Raw genomic sequence first — 14,129 nt, 5'->3', positions numbered from 1 at the left:
AAAATTCATTGGATTGACTGAAATATCAAGACAAATGGCCGCACGTTGCCCGCAAGGTGCTACCACGTGCTTGCGGACGTGCCGTCAGTGCGGTGTGGCCGGGGAGTCCTTCACCTTGTGCCGCCGGAACGAGCGGGAGGAGTGAGGGGGCGAAGGCCGATGGTGGTGATGGTGGTGGGAGATCCTGAGCATGGCCCAGAGCAACGCAACCGCTGCGAGCAGCCAGCCCATGATCATCAAGGCTATGAAGATTTCGGGACCCATTGCGAACCGCCTCAGGCGCCAAAGTGAAGGGCGCACGACCTGAGTCTAGCCGTAGCCATGTGACGGTCGGTCGAAGCCGGCTGCCTTTGGTCGGCTGGCGCAATGAAATCAGACGGGACGTCCGTTACCCGCACTCCTGGTCCATGTTGCGCTTGGCCTTCTCGGTCGGGGCGTTGCGGTACTGCTCCGTCCAGAACTGGCACTTGGCGTCGTTCAGGCGGCGCTGCTGCTCCTGCCGTTCCACGCGGTCGTTCTCCGCTCGCTGGGCGGCGTCGTAGCGCTCTTCGTACTGCCGGAGGCGCTCCTCGTCATAACCGGGCTGGGCAGGCGCCGGAGCCGGAGCCGGGGAGGGCGTTGGGGCCGGTTGTGGCGAAGCCTGTGGTGGGATGGAGATCTCGGCCACCGGTGCGCCGGTGCTGGCCGTGTAGAGCCGGTAGCCGACGTAGCCGGTAATGCCGATGGCGATGAACCCGAGCCAGACGCCCAGGGCAACGCTGAGGGTCAGGGCCAGGGGACTGAAACTGATGCGCAGGACGCGGCGTTGGCGAGTCATGGGGCCTCCAGAGCGATGGGGCATCAGTTTCAGTGTACCTCCAGCACCTCGAAGGTCTGACGGCCATTGCCGATCACCAGGGTCACCTCGGCGCCCTGGGCCTTGCCCAGCAGGGCCTGGCCCAGGGGAGAGCGGGGGCTGATCACGGTGATTTCCTCGCCCTGGTCCACCACTTTCAGGCCGGCGGCTTCAGGCCCGAGGAACAACCGCTGCTCGCTGCCATCTTCGGCGGCCAGCACCACCAGGGCGCTGAGCTGGATGCCCCGGGCGGGGTCGAAGGGGCGCAGGCTGAGGTTCTCGAACAGGCCCAGCGCCTGCTTGATCTCGGCGGCGCGGCGGGCCTGGCCGGTGGCAAGGTAGGAGGCCTCCAGGCCGAGGGTGTCGTACTTGTTCTCGGCGATGTTTTCCTCGTGGGTCGCCGCCTCGTAGGCGGATTGCGCGGCGCGCTGCAGCAGCTGCAGGTCGGCGGCGAGCCGTTCGAGGATGAGGCGGTGGATTCTGGCTTTGTCCATGGAGGCGGGGTCGGATGGGCTAGGCGAGCCATTCTAGGGGCCTTCCTGCCGGGAAGGGAGATGGCGATGTACAAGATGGCGACGAACTTGTGCACAGAGTTGGCGCACAAGGACCTTCGTACCAGCTTCGCAGAGACCTCAAAAATGCTTTTTTGTTCCGCCGATCGTCGCCTTGAACGCCCGTACAACACCGATTCCAGCCGCTTTCCCAGGGGAAATGCCCTGTAACGGAGCAAGGAGGGTATTGACAGATTCAAGTTGTGCACAGTAGCGAGGCGGCCACACAAAAGTCCGCTGGAAAGCCCTGTAAGCGCTTGATTCTTGATGGTGAATTCGTAACTACATGAAAAATAAGGAATTTTTTGATTGGTGAAAAAATCGTCAGTTTGAGCGGAGGCCACGATCCACAAGCACTTGGTGACTTTTCGAGCACGTTCTACACAGAGTTATCCACAGCTTCTGTGGATTGTCCCGAGCACTTGCTCTAGATCGCGACCTGCGACAATTGCAAGACTTTACCTGCCGGGAAAAAGGAGTAGAGTTGCGCGCCTTTCCGGCCACCTGCCCCTGTTTCATGAAGTTCCGCGTCCCCGCCGCATCGTCCTCCGCCCCGCAGACCCTGCCCACCCGAGTCGCCGTCTGGCTGCTGGATAGCCCGCGCCTGGGCCAGGCTCCGAGCGTGAAGCGGATTGCCGGCAACCTGCTCAAGCAGCCGGCGCGGGACGGCGTGGTGGAAGCCCAGAGCCGCCTGGGCCAGATGCTCTGCCGGGATTGCGGCAACAACCGCGACCGCCGCATCGGCCTGGACATGCTGCGCCAGGCCGCCCGCGCCGGTGACCGCCGCGCGCAGCTGGAGCTGGATCGCCTGCTCGACCGCCTCCCGCTGCAACCCTGATCGCACCAGGCGCGGCTGGTTATACTCCCGCCATCTCAGCGCGGAGCCGCTCATGCCCACCCTTGATCTCCCCAACCTGCTGATTGGCCTGCTCGCCGCCGCCGTGCCGCTATGCGGCCTGATCTGGCAGCAACAGCGCCGACTCGCCGCCCTCCAGACCGAACACACCCTCCTCGAAGAACGCCTGGCCAACGCCCAACTGGCCCAGGACGGCCTGACCGTGCAGCTGGACGACAGCCGCGAGGAAAACCGCGAGCTCAGCCAGCTCAACGCGGCCCAGCAGGCCGAACTGGCCGCCCTGCGCCGCGAGGCGGAGTTGCTTGGCGTCGAACGCCAGAGCGCCCGCGAAGCCCTGCTGGCCTGGAACCAGGAGCGTGAGCGCAAGGACGGCGAACTGCGCCGCCTGGACGCCGACCGCGCCGGCCTGGAGGCCGAGTTGCGGGAGCAGCGCGAAGCCCATGAACAGCGCCTCGGCGACCTGCAGGCGGCCCGCGACGACCTGCGCGCGCAATTCGCCGAACTGGCCGGGAAGATCTTCGACGAGCGCGAGCAGCGTTTCGCCGAGACCAGCCAGCAGCGCCTGGGCCAGTTGCTCGACCCCCTGAAGGAACGCATCCAGGCCTTCGAGAAACGGGTGGAAGAGAGCTATCAACAGGAAGCCCGCGAACGTTTCTCCCTGGGCAAGGAACTGGAGCGGCTGCAACAGCTCAACCAGCGCCTGGGGGATGAAGCCACCAACCTCACCCGCGCCCTGAAAGGCCAGAAGACCCAGGGCAACTGGGGCGAGCTGGTGCTGGAGCGGGTGCTGGAACATGCCGGTCTGGAGAAGGGCCGCGAATACCAGACCCAGGTCAGCCTGAAGAGCGCCGAAGGCGAACGCTTCCAGCCCGACGTGCTGATCCAGTTGCCGGGGGACAAGCAGGTGGTGGTCGACGCCAAGGTGAGCCTCACCGCCTACCAGGCGCTGATCGCGGCCGATGACGAGGCGGCCCGCAGCCAGGCCCTGAAGCAGCACGTGCTGTCCCTGCGCAGCCACCTGAAGGGCCTGTCCGTGAAGGACTACCAGCGCCTGGAAGGCCTGCACAGCCTGGACTTCGTGTTGCTGTTCGTCCCCATCGAAGCCGCCTTCGCCGCCGCCCTGCAGGCCGATCCGGGCCTGTTCCAGGAAGCCTTCGAGCAGCACATCGTGATCGTCAGCCCCACCACGCTGCTGGCCACCCTGCGGGTGATCGACAGCCTCTGGCGCCAGGAGCGACAGAGCCAGAACGCCCGCGAGGTCGCCGAACGCGCCGGGGCGCTGTACGACAAGTTCGTCGCCTTCGTCCAGGACCTGGACGAGATGGGCAGCCGCCTGCAGCAATTGGACAAAGCCTACGCCAACGCCCGCAACAAACTGGTGGACGGTCGCGGCAACCTGATCGGCCGCGTGGAAAACCTCAAACTCCTCGGCGCCCGCGCCAGCAAGAGCCTGCCCAATGACCTGCTGGAAAGGGCAGCGGGATTGCCGCTGCTGGATGAGCAGTTCGAGGGTTGAACTCCCCCCCCCCCCCGGCGGGCCTGTGTGGCCTGCACGGCATCGGCGTAGGTTGTGGTAGAGCGAAGCGACACCCAACGATCGTGTTCATCGTTGGGTCTCGTTCCTCGACGCCAACCTACGGCAGAACGGCGTTCTGCTTGGCGAATAAATTCGCCCCTACAAGGGACAGTGCCAGCCGGATGGCACAGAGCTGCCGGCGCGAGTCACCCCTCGCCCTCTGGGGTGAAGAGGCACGCTTTCGGAAGCACCGCTTCCGGCGCCGATGAACGACTGAGCGCGAAGCGATCAGGCCGGGGCGCAGAGCGGGGGCCGGGGGTGAGGGTAGTAGTGCCCTGCTCGGACTCCCAAGGGCAACCCTTCCCCCCGCCCTTCGCATCCATTCCAACCTAAACCCCAACCCCCGCCGCCCTCCGCGCGGCAGGCGAGCGCGCCAGATAGTCCAGCGCCACCTGCAGATCCCCCTCGGTACGCGGATGGAAACTCGGCCGGAAATACCGCAGGACCGCCACCCCGATACTGCCCATGGGCGGCAGCAGATCGCGCTTGCCCAAGGCACGCCAGAGGCGCAGGAAACCCCAGTGGTAGCGAGTGGCCGGGTCCTGGCGCATCAGCGTGCGCATGGAGCGGCTGAACAGGAAGATCAGCGCCCCGCTGGCCACCAGCATGTAGAACCAGCGCATCAGCAGGCTGCCTTTCAAGTGCACGTGCAGGTCATGGGCAACGCAGCGGTGCTCCACTTCCTCGGCGCCGTGCCAGCGCAGCAGGTCGAGCATCACCGGGTCGGCGTCGTCCAGGCTGCGGGTGGTGATGATCCAGTTGCCCAGCACGCAGGTGAAGTGCTCCACCGCAGCGATCAGCCCGACCCGTTGCCGCAGCCACCAGGGCTGCAGCCAGCGGGAAACGGCGTTCTCGCCCAAGGGGTAATCGCACAGCACCTTCTCGAACAGCCAGTAGATGCCCTGGGTGAAAGGAGTGGGATCGATGCCGTGGCGTTCCAGGTAGGGCACCAGGGCGCTGTCGTGGGCGCGGGCGTGTTGCGCCTCCTGGCGCACGAAACCGCGCACGTCCTCCCGCAGGCGCTCGTCGGTGATCAGCGGCAGCGCCTTGTTGTAGACCCGGCAGAACCAGAATTCCCCCGCCGGCAGGATCAGGTGCAGGGTGTTCATGATGTGCGAGGCCTCCGGCTCGCCGGGCACCCAGTGCAGCGGGGTGTCGGCGAAGTCGAAGCGCACCTTGCGTTGTTCCAGGCGGTGATGCTCGTGGCTCATGGGGCGGTCCTCAGGCGGAAAGGTTCAGGCGTGCGAGCAGGCGCGACAGCCAGGGGGCGAAGCGCCACTGGGCGACGCTGAGATGGGCTTCGCTGCCCACGGCCTGCACCGCCTTGTTGCGTTCCACCGCCTGGGCGATGCGGGTGGCCACGGTTTCGGCGCTGAGGTTGCGGCGCCGGTAGAGGCGCTGCACCTTGGCCTTGCGCTGGGCCTCGGCTTCGGCGTCCAGCCCGTTGAAGCGGGTGGCCTGGATGATTCCGGTGTTGACCAGCCCCGGGCAGATGGCGGTGACGCCAATGCCCTTGCCCGCCAGTTCCGCGCGCAGGCATTCGCTCAGCATCAGCACGGCGGCCTTGCTGGTGGCGTAGGCGGCGTAGTTGCGCGAGGGCACGAAGGCCGCCGCCGAGGCGACGTTGACGATATGCCCGCCCTTGCCGGCCTCCACCATCTGCCGGGCGAACAGGCGGCAGCCGTCGATCACGCTCCACAGGTTGACCCGCAGCAGGCGCTCCCAGTCTTCCGGGCGGGTGTCGAGCATGGCGCCGGCCATGCCGATGCCGGCGTTGTTGACCAGGACATCCGGGCAACCGAATTCCGCCTGCACCCCCTTGGCGAAGGCTTCCATCTGCGCGCTGTCGCTGACATCCAGCTGCCGCGCCCAGGCCTCGGCGCCCAGGGCGCGGGCCAGTTCCGCGCTGCGTTCGGCGGCGGCCAGGTCGATATCCGCGGCCAGCACGCTGGCGCCGCGCTCGGCGAACTCCAGCAGGGTGGCGCGGCCGATGCCGCCGCCAGCGCCGGTCACCACCACCAGCTTGCCGGCGAACTCGCCGGAGCCGGGGCGCACCTGTGCCAGGCTCAGGGCACGGGTGGCTTCGGCGCCTTCCAGGTGGTCGACGAACGCCCTGATCCAGCCCGCCAGGCGGCCGGGCTCGGCCAGCAGTTGCCAGTGCCCGGCGGCCACCTCGCGGCGCCACAGGCGCGGAACCCACTGATGCAGGTCCTGGAACAACTGCGGTCGCACGAAGCGGTCGCGAGTGGCGACGATCAACTGCACCGGCACCTGGGTAGGCCGCTGGCGCGGGCGGAACAGGCTGCTGATGAAGTTGGCGCGATAGAGCTTCACGCCGTGCTGGCCATCGGAGGCCTGGGTGAGGTTTGGCCGTGCGACGCGCACGCCTTCCAGGCGCCGCAGCAGGGTGGGCCAGGCGCGGGCGAGGCCGGCGCGCCAAAGCAATTCCGGCAGCAGCGGGGTATGGAAGAAGGCGACGTACCAGGAGCTGACCAGTTGGCCGACTACCCGGGCCAGGGCGCGCGGGCGTTTCTCCGCGAGGCGCGCGCGCATCCAGTGACCGACGTGGTCGAGGCAGGGGCCGGAAACCGTGGTGTAGGACGCCAGCAGCGGCTGGATGCGCGGCTCGGTCACCGCCTCCCAGGACTGGATCGAGCCCCAGTCGTGGGCCACCAGGTGCACCGGACGCTCGGGGCTTACGGCCTGGATGACCGCTTCCAGATCGTTGGCCAGTTTCTCCAGCCGATAGTCGCGGGTCTTGCGCGGGATATCCGAGGCACCGGCGCCGCGCACGTCGTACGCGATGATCTGGTAGTCCGCGGCCAGCTCGCGCACTAGCGGCAGCCAGACCTCGTGGTTGTCCGGGTAGCCATGCACCAGCAGCAGGGTAGGGCCGGCGGCATTGCCCCAGCGGTAGGCGGCCAGCTCCACGCCGTCGCCCTTGACGGCGAAGCGCTGGGGTTCCAGCAGCAGGGGCGCGTTCATGCCGCCACCCGCTTGGCCTGCTGGCGGGCCTGCCAGCGGCGGACGTGGGGCAGGTCGTCATCCAGCCAGAAGGCGCCGTCGGCGGTCACCACCAGCAATTCTTCGAACTTGGCGCCGACGCCCCGGAATCCCAGGTGCGGCTCCACCGCCCAGAGGCCGGGCGTCGGCGGGTGCTCGGAGCGACTGTTGCTCGACCAGAGCGGCGACCAGCCCTCGCGGCGGCCGGTGATCAGCGCGTTGCGCGTCAGGGTGTAGATATTGCGCACGCCGAAGCGGGCGATGGACAGGCCCTGCTTGCGCTCGCCGAGTTTTTCCACCCGGTGGGCCAGCACCTCGAACGGATAGGCCTTGTGCCGGGGCAGGGTCCCCTGGCGGGCGCAGAGGCTGTCCACGGCCTGGCTGACCCGGGCCAGCGGCATGCGCTGGCGCACCAGGTCGAGGATCAGCTGGCGATGCTCCATCAGGTCGTCCATCAGCCGCTCCACCACCCGGTTGTCGCCCAGGGCGCCGGAGTAGCCGATGTCCGCCGTGTAGGCGCCCAGGGTGGGCGCGCAGTCGAGGATGAAGGGCATGCCTTCTTCCAGCCGCTGCCGGCCCGGATAGAACGCCAGGTTGAAGCCGCCCAGGTGGCGCAGGCCGTCGAAACCCTTGAAGGCGGTACGCGGGCCGAACCAGGCGAAAGGCTGATGAAACCAGTCCCGGACGCCGTGATCCTGCAGCCAGCTCTTCATCAGGCTGGCGGCTTCCTTTTCGGTGATACCGGGCTTCAGTTCACCGGCGATGGTTTCCGCGCAGCGATAAGCCAGTTGCTGCACAGTGCGAAATTCGGACAGGTCTTGGGCGCCGAGGGCGGGAGCAGGCATGGGAATCTCCGGTTGCAGGACTGTTACATCAGTCAATGTCACAGTCATTCTTGAACAGGAAATCCGGCCCTGGCCAGCACTCGGCCGCGTCGGGATCAGGCGCTGTTACCGCGTTACCGAAAGCGGAAAATGCCCGGCGTAGAGCGGCTGCGATCGGGTTTCGGCGCAATCGGTGGCAACCGGCCGGGGCAAGTCCAGCCAATGGTTGGGCCGTTCAGGGCGCTGTTGTTGGGGTGAGAGGGGCGGCGATATGATCCGGCCCATGAAAAATGTCCCCTCCTTCCTCAGCAAACTGCTCAACCAGGCCGCCGACATCCCGGTTCCGCCGGACGCCGAATTCACCGTGGATGAACTGGCCCGCGAAGCCGGGACCACGGTGCGCAACCTGCGTGCCTACCAGGATCGCGGCCTGCTGCCGCCGCCGGAGCGGCGCGGACGGGTGGGGATCTACAACGGCGAGCACCTGGCGCGGCTGCGGCTGATCGGCCAGTTGCTGGAGCGGGGCTACAGCATCGCCAGCATCCGCGAACTGCTGGATGCCTGGGACCAGGGCCGGGACCTGGCCCATGTGCTGGGGCTGGAGGAAGCCATCGTCGGCGCCTGGAACCAGGTGGAGCCGACCCGCCTCGGCTTCGACGAAGTGCAGGCGCTGTTCGGCGCCGACCTCACCGACGACAACATGGACCGGGCCCGCGAACTGGGCCTGATCGAATTCGCCGGCGATCACCTGCGGGTGCTCAACCCACGCATCTTCAGCGCCGGTGCGCAGCTCTACCGTTCGGGCATTCCGCTGGATGTGCTGCTGGAGCAATTCGCCGCCATTCGCCGCCAGGTGGAGCCGGTGTCCGCCGGCATCGTGCGGATGATCGTCCAGCATCTGGTCAACCCGCTGCTCTCCGGCAGTCTGCCCCATGTCGACGAACTGGACGCGCTGAATCGCCAGTTGCTCGCCCTGCGCCCGCTGGTGGAACAGGTGGTGGACAGCGAACTGGCGCGCGGCCTGCAACTGTCCGCCAACCAGGAGCTGGGCGAGCGCGTCGGTGAATTGCTGAAGGGCTTCCTCAAGCGCTGAGCGTCGGTGGCACGGGGCTCACCCCGTCAGCGCCGCCCGGCGTCCGCGTTCCAGGCGCACGCTGGCGAGAAGCAGCAGCCCGATGACGAAGTAGCTGCCGGTGATGAGCATCGCCATCCGGTGATCGCCGCCGGACAGCCAGTTGGCCAGGCCGTAGGTCATGGGGCCGAGGATGGCCGAGAGTTTCACCGCCTGGCCCCAGAGCCCGAAGAACTCCGCCAGCCGCGTGGGGGGCGCCAGCAGGCCGACGATGGCGCGCCCGGCCGACTGGCTGGCGCCCATGCACAGGCCGGCGATATTGGCGGCGGCCCAGAACAGCGCCGGGCCGCTGGCCAGCCAGATCAGGCCCACCATGGCCAGCCAGCCCAGCAGCGTCAGCGCCAGGGTGGGGCGATGGCCGATCCGGTCCTGCAGCCAGCCGAACATCACCGCGCCAATGGAGGCGGTGATGTTGACGATGAAGATCAGCATCAGCGTGTCCTGAGTGGTGAAGCCCATGACTTGGTCGGCGTAGATGGCGGCCAGGCTGATCACCGCGGCAATCCCGGCCTGGTAGCAGACGGTGCAGGCCAGGAAGCGCAGCAGGTCGCGATAGCGGCCGGCCTCCCGCATCGTCCGTGCGACGCGCGCCCAGGCACCGCCGGAGCCGACGGGTTGCGGCTGGCTGCGTTCCTTCAGGTAAAGAAAGGTCGGGGTGCTGGCGATGGCGAAGAGCAGGGCCGTGATCAGCACGCACACCGGCACGAATTGCGCCGCCGTCTGCCCCTGGCCCTGGGCCCAGCTCACGTAGCCCAGGCAGGCGCCCAGGCTGACCAGCCCGCCGATGTAGCCCAGCCCCCAGCCCCAGCCGGACACCCGGCCGAGGGCCTCGTCGTGGGCGAGTTCGGGGAGGAAGGCGGCGATCAGGTTTTCTCCGGTGCCGAAGCAGAAGTTCGACAGCACCACGAAGAGCACCGCCAGTGCCAAGCCACCCGTGCCGGCCAGGGCCAGGGCGGCGGTGAAGATCACGCAGCCCAGGGTGCTGAATAGCAGCAGCCGTTTCTTGCGGGCCGTAGCGTCGGCGTAGGCGCCGATAATGGGCGCGGTGAGGATCACCAGGGCGTAGGAGAGGGCGAGGGTGCTGGTCCAGGCCAGGGTGCCCCAGGGTTTGCCCTCGGCCACCACGGCCACGAAGTAGGCGTTGAAGACGGCGGTGATGATCACCGTGGTGTAGCCGGAGTTGGCGAAGTCGAACATCGCCCAGGCCCAGATTTCCCGGCGTGTCACACCGGTGGCAAGGCTGGATCGCATGGCGCTTTTCCCCTGTCGGGCGTCCCGGAGAGACTAGCCCACCCACGCCAACCCGCGACCGCATTGCCGGGGGCTTTTCGACCAATAGCCGCCGCCTGTCTGCCTGATCGTCTAAGGTCAGGGACCAGGCCGGACGTTCCACCCGGGATGGATGTCATCCAGGAAAACCCCCGGCGGGAGATCACCATGCGCTACTCGACTTTCGGCCGTCGTACCGGCCTTCGCGTTTCCGAACTGGCCCTGGGCACCGGCAACTTCGGCACTGGCTGGGGGCACGGTGCGGAGCGGGATGAGGCGAAGAAAATCTTCGACGGCTACGTGGAGGCCGGCGGCAACTTCTTCGACACCGCCAACGGCTACCAGGCCGGGCAGGCGGAAACGCTGCTCGGGGACTTCATCGCCGCCCAGCGGGACGACTACGTCATCGCCACCAAGTACACCCTGGGCACAACCCCGGCGGACGGCATGGCCCGCACGGGCAATAACAGGAAGAACATGGTCCGCGCCGTGGAGGAAAGCCTGAAGCGCCTGAAAACCGGGCATATCGACCTGCTCTGGGCGCACATCACCGACGGCGTGACGCCCATGGACGAAATCCTGCGCGGCTTCGACGACCTGGTCAGCGCCGGCAAGATCCACTACGCGGGCCTGTCCAACTTCCCCGCCTGGCGCATCGCCCGTGCCGACCTGCTGGCGGAGCTGCGCGGCTGGGCGCCGCTGGTGGGCATCCAGCTGGAATACAGCCTGGCCGAGCGCACCGCCGACCGTGAGCTGCTGCCGATGGCCGAAGCCCTGGGTTTGGCCGTCACCCAGTGGTCCCCCCTGGGCGGCGGCTTCCTCACCGGCAAATACCGCAACGGCTCCGACGACTCCCGCGCCACCAAGCTGGGCATGCTGGTCCACGGCGAGAAGACTGCCCGTGAGACAACCGTCCTCAATACGCTGTTCGCCGTGGCCGCGGAGCAGGGCAGCACCCCGACCCAGGTCGCCATCGCGTGGCTGTTGCACAAGGCGCGCCGGTCCAGCACCGCGCTGATCCCGATCCTCGGCTCGCGCACCCGGGAACAGTTCGACGCCACCTTGGGCGCCCTGACGGTGGAGCTGAGCGACGAGCAGTACCAGCGCCTGAGTGCCGCCAGCGAAGTGGAGCTCGGGGTTCCCCACCAGCAGGCCGCCGAGATGCTGCCGGCATTGAGTGGCGGCCACGATGTCCGCCCGCCGGTGGTCCCGGTCAGCTAGATGCAGGAGAATGTCTGAACGTGGGAATGTCCGCGCTAGCAGGATGAAGCCAATTCGGTAGGGCGCGGAGGGCGGGGTTCTTTGTAGGGGCGAATTCATTCGCCAAGCAGGCCGAAGGGCTGCCCTTGGGAGTTCGAGCAGGGCCCCCTCTCCCAGAGGGAGAGGGGGGACTCGCGTCGTTGCTCCAAACCGTCAGCTCGCCAGCTCGTGCGCACCGCTCTGCACCACCCGGTAGCAGGGCACATAGGCCGCGCCGCCGGGCAGTTTCATCCGGTGCTGGCGGACGAAGGCTTTCAGCAGGTCATCCAGCGGCTGCATCACCGCCGCGTCGCCGTGGATCTCATAGGGACCGTGCTGCTCGATCAGGCGAATGCCCTTGTCCTTCACGTTGCCGGCGACGATCCCGGAGAAGGCGCGGCGCAGGTTGGCGGCCAGTTCGTGGGGCGGCAGGTCGCGGCGTAGTTCGAGGCTGGCCATGTTCTCGTGGGAGGGCTCGAACGGGTGCTGGAAGCTTTCGTCGATCTTCAGCAGCCAGTTGAAGTGGAAGGCGTCCGCGCGTTCGCGGCGGAACTGCTTCACCGCCTTCAGGCCCTGGGCCATCTCGATGGCCACTGCCGCCGGGTCATCGATGATGATCTTGTAGCGGCTCTGCGCAGCCACACCGAGGGTGTCGCCGACGAAGGCGTGCAATTGTTCCAGGTAGGCCGCCGCGCTCTTCGGCCCGGTGAGCACCAGGGGGAAGGGCAGGTCGTGGTTGTCCGGGTGCATCAGGATGCCCAGCAGGTAGAGGAATTCCTCCGCCGTACCGGCGCCGCCCGGGAAGATGATGATGCCGTGGCCCACCCGCACGAAGGCTTCCAGGCGCTTCTCGATGTCCGGGAGGATCACCAGTTCGTTGACGATGGGGTTGGGGGCCTCGGCGGCGATGATGCCCGGCTCGGTCAGGCCCAGGTAGCGACCGCCGTGGGTGCGCTGCTTGGCGTGACCGATGGTGGCGCCCTTCATCGGGCCCTTCATCACGCCCGGCCCGCAGCCGGTGCAGACGTCCAGGCTGCGCAGGCCCAGCTCGTGGCCGACCTTCTTGGTGTACTTGTATTCGTCGGTGCTGATCGAGTGGCCGCCCCAGCACACGACGATCTTCGGCTCGACGCCGGCGCGCAGGGTGCGGGCGTTGCGCAGGAGTTGGAAAACGTAGTCGGTGATGCCTTCGGAGCTGTCCAGGTCGAAGCGGCGGCTCTTCAGTTCGTTCTCGGTGTGGACGATGTCGCGCAGGGCGCTGAACAGCATCTCGCGGGTGCCGGCGATCATCTCGCCGTCGACGAAGGCGTCGGCCGGAGCGTTGATCAGTTCCAGGCGTACGCCACGGTCCTGCTGGTGGATGCGGACTTCGAAGTCCTTGTAGGCGTCGAGGATGGTCTTGGCGTTGTCGCTATGGGCGCCGGTATTGAGGATGGCCAGGGCGCACTGGCGGAACAGCTGGTACATGCGGCCGGAACCGGCTTCGCTGAGCTGCTGCACTTCGAATTGGGAGAGGGTGTCGAGGGCGCCCTTGGGGCTGACCTGGGCATTGATGACTTGTCTTCTGTGCATTCGAGATTTCCTTGAAGCGATGCCGCGTGGGCGGGAGGCCACACTTGGCGGAATGCTGGGCGCCGATTTCCATGGCGCAGGTTGAGGCGGTTCTTCTTATCTGGGCATTACGAGGTTACGGATAGGTTGCGGGAACGATTTTGCGCTTATGGATCAGCGTAATAGCGAGATTAGCGTCTGTATGACAAGGACTTTCTCGGTGCGGTTGCATCCTGCGCTCGCCCGGGGCAGCCGAATCAGCCGCGCACCTGGGCCAGCAGGGCGTCGCCCGACCAGTTGCGCCGGCCACCCTCCTCAGCGGTGTGTACCAGTTGCAGGAGACGGGCATTGACCGGTGCCTGGCGGTTCAGGCGCTGGGCCAGGTCGAGGATTTCCCCCTGCAGGAAGTCGATTTCCGTCTTGCGCCCGGCCGCCAGGTCGTCCTGCATCGACGACCGGGCCAGCGGGTCGAGGTCCAGCATCCGTTTGGCAGCGAGGCGGAAGACGGCGTCAGGGGTTTCCAGCAGCATGGGGATCCACTGCGCCGGCAAGGGCGTCAGCCGGGCCAGGTGCTGATGTTTCTCGCTCAGCAGGGCCAGGCCTTCCCGTTGCGCCGCCGCGAGCACCTGGCGATAGGGGCGTTGCATCAGCTCATCGCGCAGCGGCAGTCCGGACAGGGCATTGACGGCGTTGTTGAGGTTGAACAGCAGCTTGGCCCATTGCACGGCCGGGAAGTCCTGGTGCTCGACGAGGCGCAGGCCACCCCGTTCGAACGCCTCGCGCACCGGGTCGAGCAGAGGCGAGCGCTGGACCTGCGGGGTGCCCTCCGAACCCTGGTGGAAATGGCCGGGGGCGACCTGCGCCACGTTGAAGGGAATGGACCCGGACAGCACCGGGTGACCGGGGAGCCGGTCGCTCAGCACTTCAGCGTTGTGCAGGCCGTTCTGGAAGGTCAGCAGCGGGGTGGATGGGCGCAGGTGCGACGCCATGGCATCGGCGGCGCTGGCCGTGTCCCCGGACTTCACGGTGACCAGCACCAGGTCGGCGCCGGCCACCGCCGCAGGGTCGCTGGTGAAGTCGAGCATCGACGGTGTCAGCTTGGTCTTCCAGCCGAACAGGTCGCTGAGGGTCAGCCCCTGTCGGGACAGGGTTGCCGCCATGTGCTCACGGCCGACGAAGACAACCTCCACACCTCCGGTGGCAAGGCGCCCACCCACGTAGCAGCCGATGGTGCCGGCTCCGAATACCGCGACGGTCGCCATGGAAAACCTCCTGCGCAGAACTGCAACGCTA

At 67.1% G+C, this 14,129-nt stretch carries 12 protein-coding genes; 4 read left to right on the top strand and 8 right to left on the bottom strand.

All coding sequences use genetic code 11. The features are described from left to right. Window positions 1-388: 388 nt before the first annotated feature. Complete coding sequence (locus TQ98_RS20475) at window positions 389-817, bottom strand: hypothetical protein (RefSeq protein ID WP_044871444.1); 429 nt, start codon at window positions 815-817, stop codon at window positions 389-391. Window positions 818-846: 29 nt separating this feature from the next. Continuing rightward, window positions 847-1,329 carry a GreA/GreB family elongation factor gene (locus TQ98_RS20470; protein WP_044871443.1) on the bottom strand — a complete coding sequence of 161 codons (483 nt, stop codon included), beginning with the start codon at window positions 1,327-1,329 and terminating at the stop codon, window positions 847-849. A 574-nt stretch (window positions 1,330-1,903) separates the two neighbouring features. Here TQ98_RS20470 and TQ98_RS20465 point away from each other — a divergent pair. Together TQ98_RS20465 and rmuC are read left to right on the top strand one after the other, a co-directional pair. Further along, complete coding sequence (locus TQ98_RS20465; protein ID WP_044871495.1) at window positions 1,904-2,224, top strand: hypothetical protein; 321 nt, start codon at window positions 1,904-1,906, stop codon at window positions 2,222-2,224. Between the two features lie 52 nt (window positions 2,225-2,276). Beyond that, window positions 2,277-3,758: a DNA recombination protein RmuC gene (gene rmuC, locus TQ98_RS20460; protein ID WP_103103028.1), complete on the top strand. Its 1,482-nt coding sequence runs from the start codon at window positions 2,277-2,279 to the stop codon at window positions 3,756-3,758. Window positions 3,759-4,147: 389 nt separating this feature from the next. On the opposite strand, the gene TQ98_RS20455 is transcribed toward rmuC, so the two are convergent. The 3 genes from TQ98_RS20455 to TQ98_RS20445 are packed head-to-tail and all read right to left on the bottom strand — an operon-like array spanning window position 4,148 to window position 7,666. Beyond that, entirely contained in the window at window positions 4,148-5,029 is an 882-nt protein-coding gene (locus tag TQ98_RS20455) for a metal-dependent hydrolase (protein WP_103103027.1), read from the bottom strand. Window positions 5,030-5,039: 10 nt separating this feature from the next. Next, the gene (locus TQ98_RS20450; protein WP_103103026.1) at window positions 5,040-6,803 is read right to left on the bottom strand and encodes an SDR family oxidoreductase; all 1,764 of its coding nucleotides are present in this window, start codon (window positions 6,801-6,803) and stop codon (window positions 5,040-5,042) included. Continuing rightward, the gene (locus TQ98_RS20445; protein ID WP_044871439.1) at window positions 6,800-7,666 is read right to left on the bottom strand and encodes a M24 family metallopeptidase; all 867 of its coding nucleotides are present in this window, start codon (window positions 7,664-7,666) and stop codon (window positions 6,800-6,802) included. Before TQ98_RS20445 ends, TQ98_RS20450 begins: the two co-directional genes overlap by 4 nt. Window positions 7,667-7,928: 262 nt before the next feature. On the opposite strand from TQ98_RS20445, the gene TQ98_RS20440 reads away from it, so the two are divergent. After that, on the top strand, window positions 7,929-8,738 hold the full coding sequence (locus TQ98_RS20440; protein ID WP_044871438.1) for a MerR family transcriptional regulator: 810 nt from the start codon (window positions 7,929-7,931) through the stop codon (window positions 8,736-8,738). A gap of 18 nt (window positions 8,739-8,756) precedes the next feature. Here the strand turns inward: TQ98_RS20440 and TQ98_RS20435 are convergent, their stop codons facing one another. Further along, a complete protein-coding gene (locus tag TQ98_RS20435) occupies window positions 8,757-10,028 on the bottom strand; it encodes an MFS transporter (RefSeq protein WP_044871437.1) in 1,272 nt (423 codons plus the stop codon). Between the two features lie 186 nt (window positions 10,029-10,214). Between TQ98_RS20435 and TQ98_RS20430 the strand changes: the two genes are divergently transcribed. Continuing rightward, entirely contained in the window at window positions 10,215-11,267 is a 1,053-nt protein-coding gene (locus TQ98_RS20430) for an aldo/keto reductase (RefSeq protein ID WP_044871494.1), read from the top strand. A 192-nt stretch (window positions 11,268-11,459) separates the two neighbouring features. Here the strand turns inward: TQ98_RS20430 and ppnN are convergent, their stop codons facing one another. Both ppnN and TQ98_RS20420 read right to left on the bottom strand, forming a co-directional pair. After that, window positions 11,460-12,857 carry a nucleotide 5'-monophosphate nucleosidase PpnN gene (gene ppnN / locus TQ98_RS20425; protein WP_044871436.1) on the bottom strand — a complete coding sequence of 466 codons (1,398 nt, stop codon included), beginning with the start codon at window positions 12,855-12,857 and terminating at the stop codon, window positions 11,460-11,462. A gap of 236 nt (window positions 12,858-13,093) precedes the next feature. Beyond that, window positions 13,094-14,098, bottom strand: a complete 1,005-nt coding sequence (locus TQ98_RS20420; RefSeq protein WP_103103025.1) for a 2-dehydropantoate 2-reductase — start codon at window positions 14,096-14,098, stop codon at window positions 13,094-13,096. Window positions 14,099-14,129: the final 31 nt, after the last annotated feature.

This window comes from Pseudomonas sp. LFM046, from assembly GCF_000949385.2.
GTDB lineage: Bacteria > Pseudomonadota > Gammaproteobacteria > Pseudomonadales > Pseudomonadaceae > Metapseudomonas.
The sequence above is the reverse complement of the archived record's forward strand: the minus strand, read 5'-3'. Positions and strand labels throughout refer to the sequence as shown.

Coding starts and splice junctions, on each gene's coding strand:
- TQ98_RS20475 (WP_044871444.1), bottom strand. CDS start 817: ATGACTCGCCAACGCCGCGTCCTGCGCATCAGTTTCAGTCCCCTGGCC.
- TQ98_RS20470 (WP_044871443.1), bottom strand. CDS start 1,329: ATGGACAAAGCCAGAATCCACCGCCTCATCCTCGAACGGCTCGCCGCC.
- TQ98_RS20465 (WP_044871495.1), top strand. CDS start 1,904: ATGAAGTTCCGCGTCCCCGCCGCATCGTCCTCCGCCCCGCAGACCCTG.
- rmuC (WP_103103028.1), top strand. CDS start 2,277: ATGCCCACCCTTGATCTCCCCAACCTGCTGATTGGCCTGCTCGCCGCC.
- TQ98_RS20455 (WP_103103027.1), bottom strand. CDS start 5,029: ATGAGCCACGAGCATCACCGCCTGGAACAACGCAAGGTGCGCTTCGAC.
- TQ98_RS20450 (WP_103103026.1), bottom strand. CDS start 6,803: ATGAACGCGCCCCTGCTGCTGGAACCCCAGCGCTTCGCCGTCAAGGGC.
- TQ98_RS20445 (WP_044871439.1), bottom strand. CDS start 7,666: ATGCCTGCTCCCGCCCTCGGCGCCCAAGACCTGTCCGAATTTCGCACT.
- TQ98_RS20440 (WP_044871438.1), top strand. CDS start 7,929: ATGAAAAATGTCCCCTCCTTCCTCAGCAAACTGCTCAACCAGGCCGCC.
- TQ98_RS20435 (WP_044871437.1), bottom strand. CDS start 10,028: ATGCGATCCAGCCTTGCCACCGGTGTGACACGCCGGGAAATCTGGGCC.
- TQ98_RS20430 (WP_044871494.1), top strand. CDS start 10,215: ATGCGCTACTCGACTTTCGGCCGTCGTACCGGCCTTCGCGTTTCCGAA.
- ppnN (WP_044871436.1), bottom strand. CDS start 12,857: ATGCACAGAAGACAAGTCATCAATGCCCAGGTCAGCCCCAAGGGCGCC.
- TQ98_RS20420 (WP_103103025.1), bottom strand. CDS start 14,098: ATGGCGACCGTCGCGGTATTCGGAGCCGGCACCATCGGCTGCTACGTG.